This is a genomic window from Nocardia sp. NBC_01503 (genome assembly GCF_036327755.1).
Lineage (GTDB): Bacteria > Actinomycetota > Actinomycetes > Mycobacteriales > Mycobacteriaceae > Nocardia.
This window is the reverse complement of sequence record NZ_CP109596.1, coordinates 6,638,489-6,659,100: the sequence shown is the minus strand read 5'-3', so window position 1 is coordinate 6,659,100 and position 20,612 is coordinate 6,638,489. Positions and strand designations below refer to the sequence as shown.

Annotated in this window: 26 protein-coding genes; 10 read left to right on the top strand and 16 right to left on the bottom strand. The window is 66.3% G+C overall.

Features of this window, described 5'->3' with window-relative positions; translation table 11 throughout:
- Window positions 1-19: 19 nt before the first annotated feature.
- The 3 genes from OHB26_RS30425 to OHB26_RS30415 all read right to left on the bottom strand — a co-directional run bounded on the left by OHB26_RS30425 (window position 20) and on the right by OHB26_RS30415 (window position 3,600).
- Window positions 20-2,059, bottom strand: coding sequence for a M3 family metallopeptidase (locus tag OHB26_RS30425; protein ID WP_330180694.1), 2,040 nt, complete (start codon window positions 2,057-2,059; stop codon window positions 20-22).
- A 77-nt stretch (window positions 2,060-2,136) separates the two neighbouring features.
- Window positions 2,137-2,652: a hypothetical protein gene (locus OHB26_RS30420; protein ID WP_330180693.1), complete on the bottom strand. Its 516-nt coding sequence runs from the start codon at window positions 2,650-2,652 to the stop codon at window positions 2,137-2,139.
- Window positions 2,653-2,727: 75 nt separating this feature from the next.
- Window positions 2,728-3,600, bottom strand: coding sequence for an LLM class flavin-dependent oxidoreductase (locus OHB26_RS30415; RefSeq protein WP_330180692.1), 873 nt, complete (start codon window positions 3,598-3,600; stop codon window positions 2,728-2,730).
- 182 nt (window positions 3,601-3,782) lie between these two features.
- Here OHB26_RS30415 and OHB26_RS30410 point away from each other — a divergent pair, with 182 nt between their 5' ends.
- Window positions 3,783-5,339 carry an alpha/beta hydrolase gene (locus OHB26_RS30410; RefSeq protein ID WP_330180691.1) on the top strand — a complete coding sequence of 519 codons (1,557 nt, stop codon included), beginning with the start codon at window positions 3,783-3,785 and terminating at the stop codon, window positions 5,337-5,339.
- A gap of 21 nt (window positions 5,340-5,360) precedes the next feature.
- On the opposite strand, the gene OHB26_RS30405 is transcribed toward OHB26_RS30410, so the two are convergent.
- The 5 genes from OHB26_RS30405 to OHB26_RS39780 form a co-directional block, all read right to left on the bottom strand.
- Window positions 5,361-6,020 (bottom strand): response regulator transcription factor, encoded by a 660-nt coding sequence (locus OHB26_RS30405; protein WP_330180690.1) that lies wholly within the window; start codon window positions 6,018-6,020, stop codon window positions 5,361-5,363.
- A 4-nt stretch (window positions 6,021-6,024) separates the two neighbouring features.
- Entirely contained in the window at window positions 6,025-7,188 is a 1,164-nt protein-coding gene (locus tag OHB26_RS30400) for a sensor histidine kinase (protein ID WP_330180689.1), read from the bottom strand.
- A gap of 94 nt (window positions 7,189-7,282) precedes the next feature.
- Complete coding sequence (locus tag OHB26_RS30395; protein ID WP_330180688.1) at window positions 7,283-8,074, bottom strand: MerR family transcriptional regulator; 792 nt, start codon at window positions 8,072-8,074, stop codon at window positions 7,283-7,285.
- Window positions 8,064-8,570, bottom strand: a complete 507-nt coding sequence (locus OHB26_RS30390) for a VOC family protein (RefSeq protein ID WP_330180687.1) — start codon at window positions 8,568-8,570, stop codon at window positions 8,064-8,066. The genes OHB26_RS30395 and OHB26_RS30390 overlap by 11 nt, the downstream gene beginning before the upstream one ends.
- A gap of 40 nt (window positions 8,571-8,610) precedes the next feature.
- A complete protein-coding gene (locus OHB26_RS39780; RefSeq protein ID WP_442942749.1) occupies window positions 8,611-8,718 on the bottom strand; it encodes a hypothetical protein in 108 nt (35 codons plus the stop codon).
- Between OHB26_RS39780 and OHB26_RS30385 the strand changes: the two genes are divergently transcribed.
- Window positions 8,704-8,931 (top strand): TetR/AcrR family transcriptional regulator C-terminal domain-containing protein, encoded by a 228-nt coding sequence (locus tag OHB26_RS30385; RefSeq protein ID WP_330180686.1) that lies wholly within the window; start codon window positions 8,704-8,706, stop codon window positions 8,929-8,931. The genes OHB26_RS39780 and OHB26_RS30385 overlap by 15 nt on opposite strands.
- Here OHB26_RS30385 and OHB26_RS30380 read toward each other — a convergent pair.
- Window positions 8,904-9,845 (bottom strand): LysR family transcriptional regulator, encoded by a 942-nt coding sequence (locus OHB26_RS30380; RefSeq protein ID WP_330180685.1) that lies wholly within the window; start codon window positions 9,843-9,845, stop codon window positions 8,904-8,906. The genes OHB26_RS30385 and OHB26_RS30380 overlap by 28 nt on opposite strands.
- A gap of 75 nt (window positions 9,846-9,920) precedes the next feature.
- On the opposite strand from OHB26_RS30380, the gene OHB26_RS30375 reads away from it, so the two are divergent.
- From OHB26_RS30375 to OHB26_RS30360, 4 genes are all read left to right on the top strand, one after another.
- Window positions 9,921-11,429 carry an MFS transporter gene (locus OHB26_RS30375; protein ID WP_330180684.1) on the top strand — a complete coding sequence of 503 codons (1,509 nt, stop codon included), beginning with the start codon at window positions 9,921-9,923 and terminating at the stop codon, window positions 11,427-11,429.
- Between the two features lies 1 nt (window position 11,430).
- Window positions 11,431-12,327, top strand: a complete 897-nt coding sequence (locus OHB26_RS30370) for an SDR family oxidoreductase (protein ID WP_330180683.1) — start codon at window positions 11,431-11,433, stop codon at window positions 12,325-12,327.
- Window positions 12,328-12,396: 69 nt separating this feature from the next.
- Window positions 12,397-13,203 (top strand): metalloregulator ArsR/SmtB family transcription factor, encoded by an 807-nt coding sequence (locus tag OHB26_RS30365; RefSeq protein WP_330180682.1) that lies wholly within the window; start codon window positions 12,397-12,399, stop codon window positions 13,201-13,203.
- Window positions 13,200-13,811: a dihydrofolate reductase family protein gene (locus OHB26_RS30360; RefSeq protein ID WP_330180681.1), complete on the top strand. Its 612-nt coding sequence runs from the start codon at window positions 13,200-13,202 to the stop codon at window positions 13,809-13,811. The genes OHB26_RS30365 and OHB26_RS30360 overlap by 4 nt, the downstream gene beginning before the upstream one ends.
- Here the strand turns inward: OHB26_RS30360 and OHB26_RS30355 are convergent.
- A complete protein-coding gene (locus tag OHB26_RS30355) occupies window positions 13,772-13,912 on the bottom strand; it encodes a hypothetical protein (RefSeq protein WP_330180680.1) in 141 nt (46 codons plus the stop codon). The genes OHB26_RS30360 and OHB26_RS30355 overlap by 40 nt on opposite strands.
- A 131-nt stretch (window positions 13,913-14,043) precedes the next feature.
- On the opposite strand from OHB26_RS30355, the gene OHB26_RS30350 reads away from it, so the two are divergent.
- Window positions 14,044-14,397, top strand: coding sequence for a nuclear transport factor 2 family protein (locus OHB26_RS30350; protein ID WP_330180679.1), 354 nt, complete (start codon window positions 14,044-14,046; stop codon window positions 14,395-14,397).
- Window positions 14,398-14,408: 11 nt separating this feature from the next.
- Here OHB26_RS30350 and OHB26_RS30345 read toward each other — a convergent pair whose 3' ends face one another.
- The 5 genes from OHB26_RS30345 to OHB26_RS30325 form a co-directional block, all read right to left on the bottom strand.
- On the bottom strand, window positions 14,409-15,347 hold the full coding sequence (locus OHB26_RS30345) for a hypothetical protein (protein ID WP_330180678.1): 939 nt from the start codon (window positions 15,345-15,347) through the stop codon (window positions 14,409-14,411).
- Between the two features lie 7 nt (window positions 15,348-15,354).
- Window positions 15,355-15,573: a hypothetical protein gene (locus OHB26_RS30340; protein WP_330180677.1), complete on the bottom strand. Its 219-nt coding sequence runs from the start codon at window positions 15,571-15,573 to the stop codon at window positions 15,355-15,357.
- A gap of 48 nt (window positions 15,574-15,621) precedes the next feature.
- Window positions 15,622-16,191 (bottom strand): DUF308 domain-containing protein, encoded by a 570-nt coding sequence (locus tag OHB26_RS30335; RefSeq protein WP_330180676.1) that lies wholly within the window; start codon window positions 16,189-16,191, stop codon window positions 15,622-15,624.
- A gap of 75 nt (window positions 16,192-16,266) precedes the next feature.
- Window positions 16,267-16,890 (bottom strand): maltokinase N-terminal cap-like domain-containing protein, encoded by a 624-nt coding sequence (locus tag OHB26_RS30330; RefSeq protein WP_330180675.1) that lies wholly within the window; start codon window positions 16,888-16,890, stop codon window positions 16,267-16,269.
- A 32-nt stretch (window positions 16,891-16,922) separates the two neighbouring features.
- Window positions 16,923-18,059, bottom strand: a complete 1,137-nt coding sequence (locus OHB26_RS30325) for an epoxide hydrolase family protein (RefSeq protein WP_330180674.1) — start codon at window positions 18,057-18,059, stop codon at window positions 16,923-16,925.
- A gap of 154 nt (window positions 18,060-18,213) precedes the next feature.
- On the opposite strand from OHB26_RS30325, the gene OHB26_RS30320 reads away from it, so the two are divergent.
- Window positions 18,214-18,720 carry a nuclear transport factor 2 family protein gene (locus OHB26_RS30320; RefSeq protein WP_330180673.1) on the top strand — a complete coding sequence of 169 codons (507 nt, stop codon included), beginning with the start codon at window positions 18,214-18,216 and terminating at the stop codon, window positions 18,718-18,720.
- Between the two features lies 1 nt (window position 18,721).
- Here the strand turns inward: OHB26_RS30320 and OHB26_RS30315 are convergent, their stop codons facing one another.
- A complete protein-coding gene (locus OHB26_RS30315) occupies window positions 18,722-19,444 on the bottom strand; it encodes a class I SAM-dependent methyltransferase (RefSeq protein ID WP_330180672.1) in 723 nt (240 codons plus the stop codon).
- A 104-nt stretch (window positions 19,445-19,548) separates the two neighbouring features.
- Here OHB26_RS30315 and OHB26_RS30310 point away from each other — a divergent pair, with 104 nt between their 5' ends.
- Window positions 19,549-19,992 (top strand): nitroreductase family deazaflavin-dependent oxidoreductase, encoded by a 444-nt coding sequence (locus tag OHB26_RS30310; protein ID WP_330180671.1) that lies wholly within the window; start codon window positions 19,549-19,551, stop codon window positions 19,990-19,992.
- Window positions 19,993-20,060: 68 nt separating this feature from the next.
- Window positions 20,061-20,552 carry a MarR family transcriptional regulator gene (locus OHB26_RS30305; protein ID WP_330180670.1) on the top strand — a complete coding sequence of 164 codons (492 nt, stop codon included), beginning with the start codon at window positions 20,061-20,063 and terminating at the stop codon, window positions 20,550-20,552.
- Window positions 20,553-20,612 lie beyond the last annotated feature (60 nt).

Sequence of the window (20,612 nt, the reverse complement as noted above, 5' to 3'; positions counted from 1 at the left end):
GCCCCGGAACGGGTTTCGACTATCCGGTCAACCCCCGGCGGTTCAACAGCGGCTGGATCTCCGGGGCGCGACCGCGGAACGACTCGTATGCCGCGAGCGGGTCGACCGATCCGCCCTTGGCGAGCAGTCCGCGACGGAACTGTTCACCCTTCTCGCGGATCGGGGCGGCGCCGTCCTCGAACCACTCGACGGTGTCGGCATCGAGGACCTCACTCCAGATGTAGGAGTAGTAGCCCGCCCCGTAACCGCCCGCGAAGATATGCGCGAAGTATCCGGTACGGTAGCGCGGCGGAATGGCCGACAGGGCGAGCCCTGCTTTGCGCAGCGCCGACTCCTCGAACAGTTCGGCGTCGATATCGGCGGATTGGTCGGCGGTGATGCGATGCCAGGCCCAGTCCAGCAGGGTCGCGCCCAGGTATTCGACGGTGCGGAAGCCTTCGCCGAATCGCTCTGCGGCGGCACGCTTTTCGAGGAGCTCGGCCGGAATCGGCGCACCGGTTTCGACATGCTTGGCGTAATTCTCCAGGATCTCCGGGCGACTGGCCCACATCTCGTTGACCTGGGACGGGAACTCCACGAAATCGCGGGGCACCGAGGTTCCGGAGAAGAACGGGTACCGCACATCGGAGAACAACCCGTGCAGCGCGTGTCCGAACTCGTGGAAGAGCGTGCGGACGTTATCCCAGGTGAGCAGGGCGGGTTCACCCTGGGGCGGCTTCACGATATTGAGGTTGTTGACCACCACCGCGCGCGTGCCGTCGAGACCGGACTGGCCGACGAGCTCGTTCATCCACGCACCGCCGCGCTTGGAGGGCCGAGCGAAGAAATCGCCGAGGAACAGGCCCAGACCACTGCCGTCGGTATCGAAGACCTCGAAGACCCGGACCTCGGGGTGATACCCGACCAGATCCGTGCGCTCCTGGAAAGTGATGCCGTACACCAGCTCCGCGGCGTGGAAGACGCCGTCGCGCAGCACCCGCTCCAATTCCAGGTACGGGCGCAGGGCATCGGCATCGAGTGCGAAGCGTTCGGCGCGCACCTTTTCCGACCAGTACTGCCAATCCCACGACCGCAGTTCGGTATCGGCGCCCGGATCGCCCGCACGCATGGCGGCGGTGAGCTCGGCGGCCTCGCGTTCGGCATTGGTGACCGCGGGGGCGATGAGCTGGGCCAGCATATCCTCGACCGCGTCGGTGGTCTTCGCGGTCTGATCGGCGACCGTATACGCCGCATGATCGGGGTAGCCGAGCAGGTCGGCGCGCTTGGCACGCAGGTTCGCGATCCGGCCCGCCAGTTCGGCATTCGGGCTACCGCCGAACCCACGGCCGAGCGAGGCCATCATCATGCGCCGACGGACTTCCCGATCGGCCAACTCCGCGAGCACCGGCTGATTGGAGACATTCTGCAGGCTCAGCGCCCAGCCGTCCTGGCCGAGCGAGCGCGCGTTCTCGGCGGCCGCCGCCACCGCCGCCGGGGCCAGACCGGCGAGTTCGTCCTCGGTCTCCAGGATCAGGGTCGCGGCCTTGGTGGCGGCCATGATGTTGTGTTTGAACTCGGTTGTCGCCGAGGCGATCTCCATGTTCCAGGCGCGCAGCCGATCCCGCTCGGATTCGCTCAGGGCGGCTCCGGCGCGCACGAACCGGGTGTAGTACCGCTCGAGCAGTCGTGACTCCTCGGCGCTGAGCTCCAGGTTCTCGCGCTGCTCGTACAGCGCCCGGATACGCGCGAACAGCTGCTGATTCAGCAGCATGGCATCGCTGAGCGCGGCCAGCTTCGGCGACATCTCGCCCTCGATGGCATCGGTGCCCGGGGTGGCGTCCGAGGACGAGATATTGAAGAAGACATTCGCGACGCGCGTCAGCACGGCCCCCGAACGCTCCAACGCCACCACCGTATTCGCGAAGGTCGGCCCTTCGGTATCGGCGGCGATGGCGTCGATCTCGGCGAGCTTCTCCGCCATACCCGCCTCGAACGCGGGCAGGTAATGCTCCTCGCGGATATCCGCGAACGGCGGCAGCTGATACGGCAGGGTGCTGGGTTCGAAGAACGGATTGCTCACCAGCAAACCCTATGCCGTAATGCCTGCCGAGGTGGTGTCAGCGCCCGTTGCGGAACCGGCAACCCGCGAACCGCCCGCTAGGCCGCGCTCCACAACGTCTCGGCGGGCTTGTCCGGATCGACCCATTCCTGGTCGAAATACCAGACCAGACCTTGGGAATACTCGGCGATTCGCAGGGCGATGACCGATCCGAATACCGCGCCCAAACCATGCGTATCGTCCACCGCCATCTCGATATTCACCACCTGCGTGGTGGCGGCCAGATGCGCTCGAATCCGATCCGGCCCCGCACCCACCGCCCCGATCAGCGACTCCCCCAACGTCTCCCCCACCTGCGCGACAACCTCGGCACCGATCACGCCCGAGATCCGAATCCCGCGCCCCCGCTGCCCTTTCCACTCCACGCAGATATCCGGTTCGGCGGTGATCTGAAGATTCACCAGCGCATCTTCCAGCGCCACCTCCACCTCGTCGGCGCTGTCGAAGAACCCCTCCGCCAGCGTCCACAAATCCGCGCTCGATATCCAGTCCCACATTTCAGCGCCGTCCAGCTCCACGGACTCCCGGCAATACACGCTGATCCACTCCGCCACGGCCTCACCGTAGCGTCCGCGATCGTCCCGTTACACCCCCGACCGCCCCTGCCCCGCAATAATTTCCGGAGGAATTCAGGGGACGAGGGGGCGGATCTCGTCGGATACGAAGCGGATGAAGGCGGTGGGATCGGGTTCATCGGCGGTGGGTTGGAGGATGACGCTGGTTGCGCCCGCTTCGGCCCAGCGCAGGACCGTGTCGGCTATTTCACGGGCGTCTCCGGCGATGCCCACATCGGGGATGGCGTTGCGGTCCTTGGTCTCCAATTCGGCGGCTACTCGCTCGGCCGAGCCGGGGCCGGTGGCCGCGAGGAGGTAGACGACTATGGGGAAGGGTTGGGCGGCAAGGGGTTCGGGGCGAGCGGCCCGCAGGATTTCGGTGGCGGCGCGAATGCCCTCGGCGGAGTTGGAGTTGTCCAGGACGACGCCGTCGGCGGATTCACCTACCAGGTGGAGGGTTTTCGGGCCCTTGGCGGCGGCGAGAATCGGCGGGGCGGCGGTCGGCGGCCAGTCCAGGGCTACGTCGTCGAGCTGGACGTAGCGGCCTTTCACAGTGAGGCGTTGACCGGCGAGCAATCCGCGCAGGGCGTCCAGGTATTCGCGCAGCAGCGTCACCGGTGAGGCGGCACGGGCGCCGACCTGCCCCATCCAGTCCTGCACCCCATGGCCAACGCCCCAGATCCCCCGGCCGGGGAATATGCGCTCCAGGGTGGAGATCTCCATGGCGGTCACCGCGACATTGCGCAGCGGCACCGGGAGCACACCCACACCGATGCGTATCCGTTCACTCCATGCGAGTGCGGCTGCCGCGGTGGAGATTCCGCCCTCGAGAAAACAGTCCTCCCACAACCACAGCTCATCCAGCCCCGATTCATCGGCCGCACGAACCGCCGCACGCAAGGACTCCGGCGGATTCTGCGGGCGGAACACAGCTCCCAAGCTCGTCATGATCCATCCCTACCAGAGCCGCGTGAACGATGTGAGGCATTGCTACCCGGTATTCCCTTCGGTTGAGTGCGGCGGTGCGAAATGGGCTCGCCGGGTAGACGCCATGGAGTACGCGAATCCGTAACTTCGGAGTGTCGTCGCTGCTCGGCAGCGTTCAAAAGTCCACTGTCTGTGAGGGATTCATGCGGTCATTCCGAACCTGCGTGCGATTGGTCGCACTGTTGATCGCCGTGGCGGCACCGGTGGGGTGCGCCTCGGGACCGCCTACGGCGCGGGGGCTGCCCGCGCGGTTGCAGGGGCAGGTGATCGGGTGGCATGACTGCCGTACCGGGGCCGACGATGAGATCGGTGGGCGATTGGCTGCCGCTGGGGCACAGTGCGGGGAGTTTCTGGCGCCGGTGAACTATGACGATCCCGGTGGCGCATCGCTGTCGATCGCGGTGGCGCGGCGAGTGGCCGGTGATCCGGCACATCGGTTGGGGACCCTGGTGGTGGAGACCGGCGGGCCGGGACCATCACGGGATGGGGTGACCATGATCGTGGATGGGCCCGAGGGCGGACATGCGGCCCGAACGGAGCTTGCCGAACGGTATGACCTGGTGGGAATGGATCCGCGGTTCTTCGGCGCGAGCACGCCACTCGAATGCGGTTGGACCACCGGCGAGTATCTGGGAATAGCGCAGGCCGCCCCGACCGACCGGGCGAGCTTCGACCGGACGGTCCGCACCGCGCGGGACCTCGCCGCACGGTGTGAACCATCGCGAGAATTGCTGCCTTACGCATCGACGCGGAATGTCGCGCGGGATCTGGACCTGCTGCGCACCCTGCTCGGTGAATCCGAGATCTCATATCTGGGCTGGTCTTGGGGAACGTATCTGGGCGCGGTCTATTCGCAGATGTTCGGGGATCGGGTGGATCGGATCGTGCTCGACAGTCCGCTGGATCCGCGCGCACCCGGGCCTGATCTGACCCGTAGGACGGCGACGGCCACCAGGGCGGCGTTGGCCGATTGGGCTCGGTGGGCGGCCGAACGGGACAGCGAATTCGGTTTGGGGGCAACCGAAGACGTGGTTCTGGGCGCGATCGATGCGATGGCGGCGGCGGTGGCCGCGCACCCGGTCACACGCGACGGGGTCACGATTACCGGTGACATGGTTCCGGGGCTACTGCTGACCGTGGACGACTCCGATGAGTACTACACGACATTCGGTCGCCAGGTGCGGGCGTTGTATGACGCATCGCGCGGGGATACGGCCGACTCCGCTCCGGAGTTGGCGGCCAAGCTGGCCCTGTACTCCGATACCACCGTCGCACCCGAATTCGGTTTCAGTGCAACGGTTGCGAACCAGTGTGCGGATCGAGCGGCACGCGGTGTCGACGACTACTTCACCGATGTTCGGCGGCACCTGGCCGATGAGCCGATGTTCGGCGCGCTGGCGCGGCATCTCACCCCGTGTGCGGTGTGGCCGGTCGGCCCGGCCGAGCCCGCCACCGAAATCGCCAATCGAGTCCCGGCCCTGCTGATCGGCGCCGCGGGCGATCCGGTCGCTCCCGCGGCGGGGCAGCAGGCGCTGCGGCAGGCACTTTCCGGGGCGCGCGTGGTCACTCTGGAAGGCGCGTTCCGGCACGGTGTCTACCTGGCCGAGCCTGCCGGTTGCGTCGACGCGGTGGTCGAGCGGTATCTGCTCGACGGGGTGCTGCCGGGCGATGACATGAGGTGTCGCCGGGGCGAGAGCTGAAGGACTGCAAGGGCCGCGTGGTTACGAACCACCGGCCCGCACCAACCCGGCTTCATGCGCGGCGATCACAGCCTGCACGCGGTCCCGCACACCGAGTTTGGTCAGGATATGGCGCACATGGGTTTTCACCGTCCCCTCACCCACCCGCAACTCGACCGCGATCTCAGCGTTCGATTGCCCCCGCGCCATCACCCGCAGTACTGCGCGCTCGCGCTCGGTCAGGGTCGCGACCAGCCGTTGCGCGACCGGGTCGACCGGTGGTGCGAGCCGATCCAGCAGTCGTCGCGTGGTGGACGCCGCGAGTACCGCATCACCCGCGTGGACGGTGCGTATCGCGGTGAGAAAGACCTCCGGCGGGGCGTCTTTGAGCAGAAACCCGCTCGCTCCGGCACGCACCGCCGCCACGGCGTAGTCATCGAGGTCATAGGTGGTCAGCACCAACACCTTCGCGGCGATCGAATCCGAGGCCGCGAGAATCTGCCGTGTGGCCTCGATACCGTCCAACCGCGGCATACGTACATCCATGACGATCACATCCGGGGTCAACCGCGCGGCTTCGGCAATCCCGGCCGCACCATCCCCCGCCTCACCGACCACACGCATATCCGGCTGCGAATCCACGACCATTCGAAACCCGGTCCGCACCAATGCCTGATCCTCCACCAGCAGCACCCTGATCATCGGCCTACTCCTCGACCCGCAGCGGAATCCGCGCCACCAGCAGATGCCCGCCCGGCTGCCGCCGCAATTCGATATCGCCGCCGTAGGCCGCGACGCGTTCGCGCATGCCCAGCAGTCCATAGCCCGCGCGTCCCGATCCGGGAGTGCCACGCCCATCGTCCTCGACGCCGATCCGCAGCCACCCTTCCCGCGGGACTATCGAAACCCGAGCGCGTGCACCGGCTCCGGCATGCTTGACCACATTGGTCAAACCCTCCTGCACGATCCGGTACACCACCGAACCCATGCCCTCGGTCAATCCGTCAGGGATATCGATTGTCAATTCCACCGGTAGCCCGGCTGCCCGCACCTCGCCGACCAGTTGGTCGATATCGGCGAAACCGTGACTCGGAACCGTATCGGGCTCGGTCTCCGCATCCTGCCGTAGGACGCCGATGGCCCGCCTTGTCTCGGTGAGTGCCCGTCTGCCGTGTTCTCCGATCGCGGTCAAGGCATCCACGGCAACCCGCGGTTCGCGCTGTGCCGCATACCGTCCGCCATCGGACTGCGCGACGATCACCGCCAGTGAGTGCGCGAGAATATCGTGAATATCGCGGGCGATCCGAGCCCGCTCGGACAGCACCGCCAATCGAGTCTCCTGATCACGATTGCGCTCCACCAATTCGGCTCGCTCGGCCAAGGCCAGCAGCTCTCCGCGCCTCGCCCGTTGCCAGGCTCCGCCCAGCCAGGCCGCGAGTACCGTACTGGCCAGTCCCGCACCGACAATCACGTGCGCCAGCGCGGGCAATTGCGGCCAACTCCAGCCACCGAGTACCGCACCGATCGCCCCGGCGGCCAACCCGATTCGACTCGAATACCCACGCCCGTACGCGGCCAGCGTGTACACCGTGATGGGTACCGCGATATCGGCGGGTAACGCGCCCGCCGTATCCCGAATCAGCACCCATTGCGCAAATGCGGCCACTGCCACACCAACAGCGGAAACCTCCGGCCACCGCCGTCGAATTGCCAACGGCGCCAAGACCGCCACCGACAGTGCGAAATAATCCGCCTCCGCGTCGACGAGCACTCCACACAGCACACAACCCAGGATGAGTACCCCCGCCATGACCGCATCCACCAGCGCGGTCCGCCGACGCAACCAGAACACGACCCTCTCGTCGACCACCGAACCACCCTAATTCGAGCGGAGCATCCCCCACCTCACCCCTTGGAATGATCTTCCATCCCCGGGCTCCGACCTCCGGAACATAACCGGCGCCTCACGACCAGGTGGCGGTATCGGGATCTACGCCCCGGGCACGGGCATTCGCATTGACGATCCGCTGCAACCAGATATTCAGGCCGGGAGCCAACGCGTTGTAGAAAGACGCGTAGCCGGGATCGTCGACATACATGCGGGCTATGCAGACCTGCATAGCGTGCGTGCAATCGAAGTACTGTCCGATCGAGGCTCGATGACGTTCCGCCAAGGCATCGGCCTCGATGGTGCCGGGCTGCACTCCGTGTCGAAATGCCTCGGCCAGTTCGGCATTGACGGCGTGGGCGATCTCCTGCCATTCGGCGGGAGTGCGTTCGGCGGACCGTTCGGCGTATTGAGCCCACTGCGGCGTATCGGCCCAGCGGGAATGTGCTTCCTTCACCCGGGAGGGCTGCCAATCGGCGCCGAAGATCGCTACCTGTTCCTCGTCCGAGAGCAGTAGGCCGGTTTGCCTGGCCTCGATCAAACGGTCCAGGCTATCGGCCATGCTCCGCAAATGTGCCATGCGCGCACGCAATTGATCGCGTTGCCGGTGTAGCGATTCGACGGCGTCGGCTGCGGGCGCGTCCAGAAGGGCGGCGATTTCGGGTAGCGGGACATCCAATTCGCGGTAGATGAGAACGCGGTGGATGCGAGCCACGTCCGCCGGAGTGTAGAGCCGGTAGCCGCCGGGAGTGCGGGCGGACGGGCTCACCAGACCGATCTCGTCCCAATGGTGCAGGGTGCGAATGGTGACACCCACCTGTGCTGCGACCGCGCCGACCGTGCGGCCCTCGGCAATGTCACCGGCCATCGGTGGCAATTCCGATGGAGCGCAGGAACTCCGCTTCGGGACCGGTCGCATCGTAGGGATGTGCGGCGGTCATTATGACCCGCACGTTCTCGGGGGTGCGGACCTCCAACTCGATCGAATTCCAAGGCATTCGACGCGGTCCGGTGGTGCAGCCGGGGGTCAGGCGCTCGCAGTCGGCGGCGATCTGATCGATCTGGCTCAGGACGCAGGAGAAGCTGACGGTCTGTGCCGCCGCGGCGGCGGGCCGCTCGCCGGGGACCAGTAGGACATCCTGGAAGGCCCAGCGACGCAGATGGGTGATCTGATTCGGGACGGTGAACAGGTCGAAGAAGCCCAGGCCGCGGGTCCAGAAGTCCACGGAGGCGGCCAGATCGGCGGTCGGGAGCGTGACGAACATCGGCATGCCGTACAGGCCGTGGAAGAGTTCGGGCGCCTCGGCATCCGGGGCGGGAGTGGGAACCGGGCTGATATCGAAGGCGGGATAGGTGTTTGCCATGAAGCGATCATGAACCCTCCCGTTACGTGAGGGTCAAGTCTTATTCGACAGGTTGGGCGGTTACCCGGTCGAGGACGCGGATGAGGGCGGCGGCCGGGCTGGTCGGGGCCTGCCTGATGCGCCAGGCGATGAATTGATCGGGCCGCACGAGAACCGCACCGGTCTCACCGAGGAACAGTGGCGCGCCACCGTCGGTCCGTATCCGCGCGAGGCGATCGCCACCGGCGAATACCCCCACTTCGCCCGCCGGGTCAACGACGCCGAGGACAGCTCGGCCGCACCGCATTTCGAGTTCGGCCTGGGTTGTCTCCTGGAGGGCGTTGGTCGCACCGTTCAGGTGGGCGGATCCGCCGGGGCGTAACCGGTTACGCCGGAGGGGATAGCGAGCGCCTCGCGGATCGTGTCCCGTAGCCAGCGCTGCGCCGGATCGGCGTCGAGCCGGACGTGCCAGAGCAAACGCACCTGCACCTCGGGCAGGTCGGCGGGAATGGGGAACCAGCGGAGGCCGAGGGCGGCCCCGTACTGTTCGGCCAGGCGCTGCGGGACGAGCCCGACATAACCGCTGGAGGCGACCAATAGCGCGGCGACCGCCGAAGTCGGTACGACGGCGGCCACATGGCGTTGCAGGCCCTGCGCCTCCATCGCATCGTCGAGTGGACCACGTGCGCGACCCCGGCGGGATGAGGAGACGTGCGGATAGTGGCTCAGCTGAACCAGACTCGGCCGTCGATGCCGACCCAGCGGGCTGTCGGCGCGCACAATGCCGACCAGGCGCTCGCGGTACAGCACCTCGGTGCGGATATCGGGTGCGGTGTCATCACCCGCCCCGATATCCAGGTCGACCGAGCCGTCGCGCAGGGCCTCGACACTCTCGCTGCCCTCGGTGACGAAACGCAGCACCACTCCCTGGGCCACCGCCGCCGTAGCCTCGACCGCGGCCGTGACCAGGGTCGCGGCGATGCCGTCATTGATGCGAATGGTGAAGGTGCGCTTCGACTCCGCGATTCGAAGCTCGCGATCGGCGCTGATCAGCGCGGCGGCCTCATCGAGGAGTGAGCGCACGCGCGGTGCGGTCCGCAGCGCGAAAGGGGTCGGGGCCATGCCGCGCCCGGCGCGCACCAGAATCGGATCGTTCATGGCCCGTCGCAGGCGTCCCAGCGCACGACTGGTGGCCGGAATCGACAGGTGCAGGCGTTCGGAGGCGGCCGTGACGCTGCCGTCTTGCAGGAGTGCGTCGAAGACACGCAGAAGGTTCAGATCAAGCTGTTCCGCCACACTTGCATGCTACGCAACTACTTCTTGTCAAACTTGCGTCGCGCGCAGGTAACCCTGGTCCATACCGTATTTCCCATGGCATTCAACGATCTGATTCGCGAACAACCTCCATCATCGCGATCCTCCCAACCGCCCGCACCGCGCGGCCTGCTCGCGGTCATGTGCGCCTGCGTAGCACTGGTGGTCGGGATGGTGGCCGCCATCAACCTCGCCGTTCCCATGCTCGCCGCGAGCGGATTGCAGCCCTCGGCCTCGGCGCTGGTCTGGATTGTCGACACCTATGTGATCTTCTTCGCCTGTCTGGTGATTCCGGGCGGCGCCGCGGGAGATCGCTTCGGCCGCAAGGGCGTGCTACTCGCAGGACTGGGACTGTTCGCGGCGGGCGCGCTGCTGTCGGCGGTGGCCCCGAATGTGGTGTTGCTGCTCATCGGCCGTGCCATTACCGGTGTGGGTGCGGCGGCGGTACTGCCGAATACGCTTGCCGTCCTGATGCACGCGGTGGCTGTCGAACGCAGGGCTGGGACCATCGCGGTGTGGGCTTCGATGACGGGCATCGGCGGCGTGGCCGGCAATGTCGGTGGTGGTGCGATCCTTTCCGGTGGATCCTGGCGCTGGCTGTTCATCGCCGCGGTTCCGCTCGCGCTGCTGCTCGCGGCCCTGGTGGGTGCTGTCGCACCGGTGTCGGCGCGGCATGAGCGACGCCTGGACCGGCCCGGTACGGTGCTGCTGGTCGCCGCCTCGATTGCGCTGCTGATCGGTATCGTCCAGGGCCCGGAGGCGGGCTGGCGCAGTCCGGTCGTGATCATCGGATTCATCTGCGCCGCAGCGCTGTTCACTCTCTGGACGATTGTCGAGCTGAAGGCTGAACATCCACTGCTCGACCCCCGCCTGTTCCGGCTGCCCGCACTGCGCAGCGCCAGCCTCGGTATGGCGGCGGTGTTCTTCGGCATGTTCGCACTGTTCTATGTGAACGCGTCATTCCTGCAGTACGCCAAGGGATTCGGGGTATTCCAGACCGGGTTGGGCATTATCCCGCTGACCATTCCGATCGCCCTCGGCGCACGTCATGTCGGCCGCCTGACCGAGCGCGTAGGAATGAACGCGACCATCGCCGTGGCCTTCCTTTTCGTCGGCGGGGGCCTGCTCGGACTGTCACTGAGTGACGCGCGGACCTCCTATCCCGGCTATGCCACCTGGCTGGTGGTCACCGGAATCGGTGTGGCCCTGGCGCTTCCGACGCTCTCCGGCGCGATAGCGGTCGCATTGCCACCCGCTCAGGCGGGAGTCGGCGCGGGTCTACAGGCCACCACTCGCGAATTCGGCAGCGCACTCGGCGTGGCGGTCATCGGCACCATTCTCACCAGCCGATTCGTCGCCGCCCTACCTGCGGATATTCGCGCCGCCCACGATCCGCACACCGTCGCGCAGGCGCTCTCCGGCACCCCCGATCGCGCCGATGACATTGTCGCCGCGTTCATTTCGGGCGCGGATCTCGGATTCCGAGTGATCGGCGTGAGCGTGCTCATCCTCGGCGCCCTCGTGGTGCTCGAGTCCCTACTGTCCCGCAGTATCAAGGAGAAGTGACATGGACATCTTCATTACCGGAGCCACCGGCTGGATCGGCTCGAGCGTGGCCGATCACCTGCTCGCCGCCGGGCACACCGTCACCGGGCTCGCCCGCTCGGACGCCTCCGCCGATGCGCTCGAGCGCAAAGGAATTCGGGTGCTGCGCGGCGGTCTCGACGACCTCGACATCCTCCGCGCCGGCGCGGACAAGGCCGAAGCCGTTGTCCACCTTGCCAATAAGCATGACTTCACCAACCCGGCCGTCATGAACAAGGCCGAGCGCGACACCGTGCAGACCATCGGCGATACCCTCGCGGGTTCACCGCGCCCCTTCGCGCTCGCCTCGGGACTGTTCTGCGTGGCTCCCGGGCGCATCGCCACCGAACTGGACCGCTCGCCGTTCCACGGCGTCGACTCCTCGCGCGGCGGCAGTGAGAACCTCGCACTCGAGCTCGCACAGCAGGGCGTCCGCACCATCGTCACTCGCTTCGCGCCGAGTGTGCACGGTGCGGGCGACTACGGATTCGTGGCCGGGCTGGTGGGAATCGCACGCGCCAAAGGCGTTTCGGCCTATATCGACGACGGCGCGAACCGGTGGGCAGCGGTCCATCGCCTCGATGCCGGGAGACTCGTGCAACTAGCCGTCGATGAGCGGACACCGGCCGGTGCGATCCTGCACGCCGCGGCCGAGACCGGTATCGGTACCCGTGAGATCGCCGAGGCCATCGGTCGCGGACTCAGGTTGCCGGTCGTCTCGATTCCGGCAGCGGCGGCGGGCGAACACTTCGGCTGGTTGAGCCGGTTCTTCGGCACCGATATGGCCGCGAGCAGTGCGGCCACTTCGGCTCTACTCGGCTGGAAGCCTGAGCATCCGACCCTGTTCGAGGATCTGGACAGCGGTTACTACTACCTCTGAACTGCGGCCGAGAACCTTCTTCAAAGTATTCCTTGACAAGAATATTCACTTCAAGGAATACTTTGGCATATGGAACGGATCGCAGCAGCACTCGGGGACAGCGCCAGATGGCGTCTGGTCGAGCTACTCACCGAGCGCCCCCGCTCGGTCGGCGAACTGGCCCAGTTGACCGGTCTGCGCCAGCCGCAGACCACCAAGCATCTGCAATCGCTGGCCCGGGCGGGTCTGGTCACCGTCTTTCCACTCGGGCAGCGCCGTGTCTACGCGGTCGAGGCCGAACCACTCAAAGCCCTCGAGCGGCGACTGGGGGAATTGCTCGCGGCCATCGAATCGCATCGGGATGAGCGCGATGTGGTGGATCGCTACCGCAGCGCCATCGAATCGGAAACGCTTATCGCGGAACGGGATCGGTGGGCCGATGGGCGCACCTTCGGCTTCGACCGCACCCTGACCGTTCCCCCGGCCACCGTCTGGCGGTACTGGACCGATCCCGAACTACTCGAATCCTGGTGGGCCCCACCGTCGATGGCGATCACCGATTGCCGCATCGAACCGCAGGCGGGCGGCCGTGCCGTACTCGAGTACCGCGATGCCGAAGGCCGGGTGTACCGCTCCGAAGGCCGCGTACACACCGCATACGATCCCGAACACCTGGTCTACGACCTCTCGGTCCTCGATGCCGCGGGCGCGGTCATGTTCACCGGCCACTACGACCTGGCTCTGGCCGCGGTGCCCGAAGGCACCCGCCTTCGACTCGATCTGACCATCACCGAAACGACCGTCGAGGCCGTCCCCTTCATCGCCGGAATCGAAACCGGCTGGGGCCAGGTCCTCGACAACCTCACCGACACCATCGAAAAGGAAGTAAAGCCATGACCACACGCAAAGTCGCCGCGAATATCAGCATCACCCTCGACGGCCGCTACAACGGTCCCGGCGGCCCCGGCGATCTGTCTCCCATCGTCCCGTACATGGGCACCGATACCGCCCGAGATCACATGGCCCGCATGTGCGAGGGCGCGACCACCGCCCTGTTGAGCCGCGGCAACGGGCAGGGCTTCCTCGGCTACTGGTCCCCCATGGCCACCGACGAAAACGCCGACCCGCGCGACCGCGGCTACGCCAAATGGCTCGTCGACGCCGAAAAGGTCATCCTCTCGACAACTTTGACCGACGTACCGTGGGAGCGTACCCGCGTCCTGAACGCTCCCGCGGCGGACGCCGTGACCGAACTCCGGTCCACCGGCACCGGCGACATCTTGGTCAACACCAGCCCCAGCATCCTCAAGGCCCTGCTGGCCGCGGATCTCGTGGACCGTCTCTACCTCATCATCTGCCCCGCCATCGCCGGCGGCGGTGATCACCTGTTCGAGGACGGCCTGCCGGGTACCCGGTGGCAGCTCACCTTCCAGGAGACCGGCGAAGCGGGCGAGGTCGCCGCGGTCTACGACCGCATTCGCGCGGTGTCCCCGACGAATTCGTAGCTGTAGAGCACCAACTCGTCACCGATCTTCCGGGTGTCGACCAGGTGCAGCGGCTTTCTGGCACCGGCCTCGTCGAAGATACGCAGGCCGGTGCCCAGCACTGCTGGATACGACAGTCGAATCGGTCAAGAGCGCCCTCAAGTGGGCGCGCGCGAGCCTGCGGCAGCGCCGGGCCGCGGTCGTCGGGCACGAACCGGCTCCCGTTTCCGGGTCACCCGCCGAGAATGCGATCGTGGCGAAGTTCGTCGGCGCGTACGAATCCGCCGATATAGACGCACTGGTGGCTCTGCTGACCGACGACGTCTTCATGTCGATGCCACCGATGCCGCTGGAATACCGGGGCCGAGACATCGTGGCCCGCTTCCTCGCACTCGTTTTCGCCTCGGCGCAGCAATCGGAATTGATTCCGGCACGAGCCAACGGTCAGCCCGCACTCGGGGCCTACCTGGCTACCCCGACCGGTAGCCGTCCCGGAACCGGCCTCTTCGTACTCACCCTCGCCGGCGACCGAATCCGCGCCCTCACATGTTTCGAGGACACCGTGCTCCCGTGGTTCGGACTACCGCGATCACTCGCGAGCAGATAGCCGCGCCACGGTCATTCGAGGCGTTTGCTCGCCTCGGTGATGAAATCGAGTAGTTCCTCGCCGCGGCCGTTCGCTTCCGCGGCCCGGGTGAGCGCCGTGAGCATTTCATCGGTCCAGACCGGGAGTTCGAACAGCAGTTGGCGGTTGATCGGGGACATGACGTCCGCGATCGGAATCATCTCGGCCCAGGCGTTTTCGCGGTGGATGGATTCCACCATATGGGCCAGCACCTCATCACCCATGTCGACGGTGGCGTCGGCTACCCGGGCGAGGGTGGTATCGCTGACGAATTGGAGAAAGGTGAAGGCTTCGGCGAAGCGGTCCTGTTGGTGGGCGGAGGCGACGATGGCGCGAATACGGTCGTCGGGAAGTTGGGCCAGCACCACTTCGAAGCGGTCGGCGACGGTGTCGAGTTCGGCATTGAAGCCGACCTGGAGCAGGTCCTCGGCGTTGTCGATATGGGGCACCACGTCCAGGAGTTGTCGATCGGTGGCGGCGACCAGGAAGCGGGCCAGGGTTACGTAATCCTTGCGGCGCAACAGCTCTCGCATTACCGGTACCAGTACCTGGCTCTCGAATTCGCGCACGATCGGTGCGGCTGCCTCCGGATCCACGTACGGGGCGAGATCCGCCAGGAACCCCACCGGGACATTTCCGATGAGCGCCCGCGCGCGCTCGGGGCTCAATGAGCTCGCGATCATCCCGCACAGCAGGGGCCCGAAGAACCGGGTCGCGATCGAGATGGCGATGACGTTCGGTAGCAGCGCGCTGACCTTCGCCAGGCGCTGGAACATCGGGCGATACGGCGCGTCGAGCGAATGATGCATGCGCTGACGGACCCGTCGGATGGCGGTGGGATCGCTGTCGAGCAGGAAGGCCAGATTCTCCGGCTCGGTATCGAGTTCGCGGGCCAATTTCACCACTTCCGCGCGGGCCGCCAAACTCGTCATGATCGCCTCAGCTGAACAGCATGCGGCGCACGGCGGATCTGGCCAGGGCCGGCACCACGGTCAGCCCCTGGTCGATGGCCGCGCTCAGATCGCGTTCGCGTTTATCGCGGGCATGCTCGAACGCGGTGCGTAGCACGGCGTAGTGGCCCTCGTCGAGATCGCCGAGCGCCGCGAGATCGGCGCGCGGGACGCGACTGGCGTCATGCAGTCGATCGATCTCGGACACGTTCTTCAGCGTACGCGAATGACATTGTCGTGAATCGGGTTTCGCGCGTCAGACCGAAGCGCCGACTCCGCTGCGCTCGAATCGCGCCGCGGTCCAGATCTCGGTGACGCCCAGTGCGAGGGTGATCAAGCCGACGGCGATCGAGAGCGAGGTGACCGTTTCGAACGGCCCCACCGCGACCACCATGCCCACACCCGCGGTGACCAACCCGATGATCTCCTGCCAGCCCGACCCCACGAACTCGTCCGACCAGGCCGCGGTGATCGCGAGCACCACACCGCGAACCATCCAGCCCATGCCGATCCACAGGGCCAGCAACAGCACCCACTGCCCGCTGTTGATGCACCACAGCGCCAGCAGTAGCGCGGTAACCCCGCCGATGAACTGGAGCACCTTCAAGGCGGTGGCGATATTCGCACCGAATGCCGCGATCAACTGCATTGCCGCGGTGGCCAACAGCACCAGCCCGCACAGCGTGCCCTCGACCGTCACGGACTTGTTCGGCCAGACCGCCAGCGTGATCCCGACCCCCACCGAGCACACGCCCGTGACCAGCAGTGCCTGCCAAGCCCAGTCGGCAAACACCGCGATACGCCCCTCGATCCGATTGGTGGGCATAGCCGAATTGTATGACCGTTAAGTCCAATTCGTCGGTGGACCGGCACTTTCGGCAGGTCGGCACCGCGTGCCGCGCTACACGACACTCACGAAGACGCCCCGCGCGCTGCCCTCATCCCAGGGCGCTTGCACCCTGATTCCGGCCGAGGCGTCGGGGGTGATGGTGCGGTGCAGGCGGATTGCCGGACGGTCAGCGCCGAAGGAGATCTCCGTCGAGGTGGCGGTGTCGGTGACCGAGACGGTGTCGAATCCGGATGTGGGGACTTCGAAGTCGGCGGTCAGGACGGTCACGGTGGTGTCGACGGTGTCGCTGTCGTCGCGGTGCTGGGGCTGCGCGTGACCGCCCAGGAGGCGCGCGAGTTGTTCGACGAAGACCGGGTCGTGGGGTGCGTCGTAGAACCAGCGGGGGCCGAGAACACCGTGTTCGGCGGTGCCGATGAGGGCGTCATCGGCGCCTGGCATGGGTGCGCCACGGTAGGTCATTGGCGTCAGATACACGACCTTTCCGGGAGCGGAGGCGTCGGTCACCACGACGAATTCGATACCGACCTCCCCGGCCGGATCATCCAGCCGGAAGCCGCCCGCGGCCCTGGTGAATCGCGGATTCGGTCCGCCTCGAAACCAGGGCCGGGTGGGCAGCCAGGCCGCCAGTAGGTCGACTTTGCCGGGTACCAGGGTGGTGTCGTAGACGAGTGCCATGAGATCACCTTGGCATGGCCGTCGGCGTCCGGTCAGCGGAGCTTGCGGAAGAAGTCACGCAGGTCCGTGGTGAGCAGGTCCGGGGTCTCCATGGCGACGAAGTGGCCGCCGCGATCGAATTCGGACCAGCGCACGACCGTGTTCTGTTTCTCGGCGATACCGCGAATCGTATTGTTCCCGGGGAAGACCGCCACCCCCGTCGGGACGCCCGAGTCGGTGACCTCCGCACCCCACTGGCCGGACTCCTTGTACAGGCGCATCGAGGAGCCGATGGTGTTGGTGAACCAGAGCGTGGCGATATTGGTCAGCAGCATGTCGCGGTCGATGGCGGCGTCGGGCGTGGGCTTGGCGGGATCGCTGAAGGTGTTCACGACATCGAGCACCCAGGCCAGCAGGCCCGCCGGGGAATCCGAGACCGCGGGCGCGAGGGTCTGCGGTCGCGTCGAGTGGATGCCCGCGTAGCCGGAGGTCTCCTTACCGCTCCAATCCCGCATCTCCGCCAGCTTCGCCTGATCACTTGGGCTGTAGGCGGATCCGTCATCACCCCAGGAGGGAATGGTGATGGGATCGTTCAGATGGATACCCGCCAGATGATCGGTATCGATGCGGCCCAACTGCGGTGCGATGAACGAACCGGCGTCACCGCCCTGCGCGCCATATCGGGTATAGCCCAGGGCCGCCATGAGTTTCGCGATCAGCTCGGCACTGCGCTCGGTGGCGGCTTCACCCGGACGACGGGTGGGACCGGAGAAACCGAAGCCGGGCAGCGTCGGAATCACGAGGTGGAAGGCATCGTCAGCGACTCCCCCGTATGCGACGGGATCGGTGAGTGGACCGATCACCTCGGTGAAATCCTCGAAGGGCCAGCCGTGCACCAGCACCAGCGGCAGCGCATCCGCCTCCGGCGACCGCACATGCAGGAAGTGCAACCGCTGTCCGTCGATCTCGGTCACGAACTGCGGAAACCGATTCAATGCCGCTTCTCGTGCACGCCAATCGAATTCGGTGCGCCAGTACTCCGCGAGTTCGCGGACATAGCCGGTCGGGATGCCGTAGCTCCACTCCACGCCGGGCAGCTCATCCGGCCACCGGGTGGCCGCGAGGCGGGAAGTGAGATCGTCGATCGCGGCGGCCGGAATATCGATGCGGAAGGACTCGAAAGTGGTCATGGCCCTACGGTAGGAAGGAACTAGGTCACCTTCTGTCCTAGAGGCGCCGATTGTCCGATGCGTGGCGTGAAAAGCCCGCTCCCCCATGTTATGCGGTGTGATCGAGTGGTCAGGAGTATGACACCGCCCGACCGTACGAATGAGGAGATCGACAGTGAGCACCACCCATCAGGCACTGGCCGCGCCCGCCACGGATTCGGGAGCCGTCGCCGCCGAACTGCGTGACCGGGCCGAAATCGCCGATGCCCTGTACCGATTCGGGTTGGGGCAGGACATCAAGGACCGGGACCTGTTCGCCTCGGCCTTCACCGCCGACGCGGAGCTGGACTTCCGGCCCGCGGCCGCGGCCTGGGGTGCCGAGCCGCCGGTGATGGCCGGGCGCGACACCATCGTCACCACCATCCTGGCGATGTTCACCGATCGGGTGAACACCACCCACCAGGTGACGAACCCGCGCATCACCATCGATGGTGACACCGCCCGCATGACCGCCCTGGTCGAAGCCCAGCATCTGCTGATAGCGGACCCCTCGACCCGGGCGCTGTTGAAGAACCCCTATCAGCTCGAGCTGGTTCGTGACGGTGAGCGCTGGCTCATTCATCGCATGCGCATCGAGAATGTTTGGTTCGACGGCGACCCGACCGCGATCTTCGGCGGCTGACTCAGTCCGCCGACCGGGTGTCCCGCCGCTGCGCCTCGAGCACCAGCACGGGCAGCAGCATCGATCCCCGCTCATCGAGCTCGGGGTGAAAGTCGTACCGGGCGAACCGCGTCGACATCTGCTCGGGTGGGGCCGCCACCTCCAGCCGATCGCTCCGCAAGGTGGTGATCGCCCACTCCGGTCGAGTGAAGAGACGACGCAACTCCGCCTCGGAGATCGGATACGGCGCATACAGTTCGGCGTGATCGGCCGGGGTGAAACAGAATTGAATCAACCGGCCACCCGGTTCGAGAATCCGGGACAGCGCGGACACATGCGTCCGGCGCTGCTCCGGATCGAGGCAGTGCAGCAGCGCACTGCTCACCACCGTGTCGAAACCGCCGCCGAACCCGTCGAGTTCAGCGGCGTCGGCGACCTCGAACCGCACTCGCACCCCGCGCCGCTCGGCACGTTCGCGAGCCTGTGCGATGGCGGTGGGCGCGATATCGATGCCGGTCACCCGGTAACCGTGTGCGGCGAGGTGGATCGCGGTATCGCCTGGGCCGCAACCTATATCGAGCACCTCGCCCGTGATGCGACCGGACCGCTCGAACGCCACCAGCAATGATTGCGGTCTGCCGATATCCCATGGGGGTCGCTTCACGACGACTCCGGGAAAGACCTCGGTTCCGCTGTACAGCTTCTCGTAGTCGACCGCCGTCGGGTCGATCCGTTGCGAATTCATGCCCGCTCCCAGCCTTCATGCCTGGCCATCATGTCATATCTAACTCATACTATATGCTATTCGTAGAGTACGTATCTCATAGCTTCTCAGAAGGGTTCGGTTCCATGAACGCAGACAGGTACCGCCGCGTGACCAACACCATCAACAAGGTCATCGTCGGGTTGCAGCGCCGCGGAATAGCTTTCGGGCCGATGCAACTGCTCACCGTCAAGGGCCGTAAGACCGGGCAGCCGCGCACGTTTCCGATCGCGGTGAACGAACTCGACGGCGGCCGCTACATCTTTCAGGCGTTTCCGAAGGCCGCCTGGGTGGCCAATGCCAGGGACGCCGATACCGTCACGCTGACTCGCGGGCGCACCTCCGCGACCGCGCGCCTGGTCGAGGTTCCGGTCGAGGAGCGCGGTTCACTGCTGCGCGAATTGGTGCGGACCAGTCCGAAGAGCGTCGGGGATCGGTTCGTGACCACCGGCCTGGCGGAGGCGTCCACACCGGATGGGATCGCCGCGGCGGCGGATCGGATAGCGGTCTTCCGCGTCGAACCGGCCTGAGCTGCGGGCCGAGCCGCGTCGCGCCACGATATGATACGGAAACCATACGAACCGACGAGAGTGGTGCGGTGACTCCAGTAGCAGATCGGGCCGCGACGCGGCAGCGGCGCCAGCGCCTGGCCGCGGTCAAGGAGGCCGTGCGCGACTTGAACATTCAGCTCGCACTGCTCAACCGGAGATTCGGCGGCCGGGTCGAGCTCAGGGATGTCGACTGGACCTGTCTGGATCTCATCAATCGGCACGGCCCGCTGGCGCCGACCGCCCTGGCGCGCCGGGCGGGCCTGCACCCGGCGACCCTGACCGGTATCCTCGACCGCCTACAGAAGGCCGGATGGATTGTGCGCGAACGCGATCCGGAATCGACCGACCGCCGCGCCGTTACCATCCGCGCGGTGCGCGAACGCAACTCCGAGCTGTTCGAGGTGCTCGCCGGAATGAACACCCGCATGGATGATGTCTGCGCCCGCTACTCCGACGCCGAACTCGAGGTGATCACCGACTTCCTGCGCCGAACCGGCACGGCGGGACAGGAATCCGCCGACGAGCTGGCCGAAGGCTGATCTCAGCGACCGGATCACCGAACCGGGTTGCGTCACAGTGACGTTCGTGCGCGATGTCGC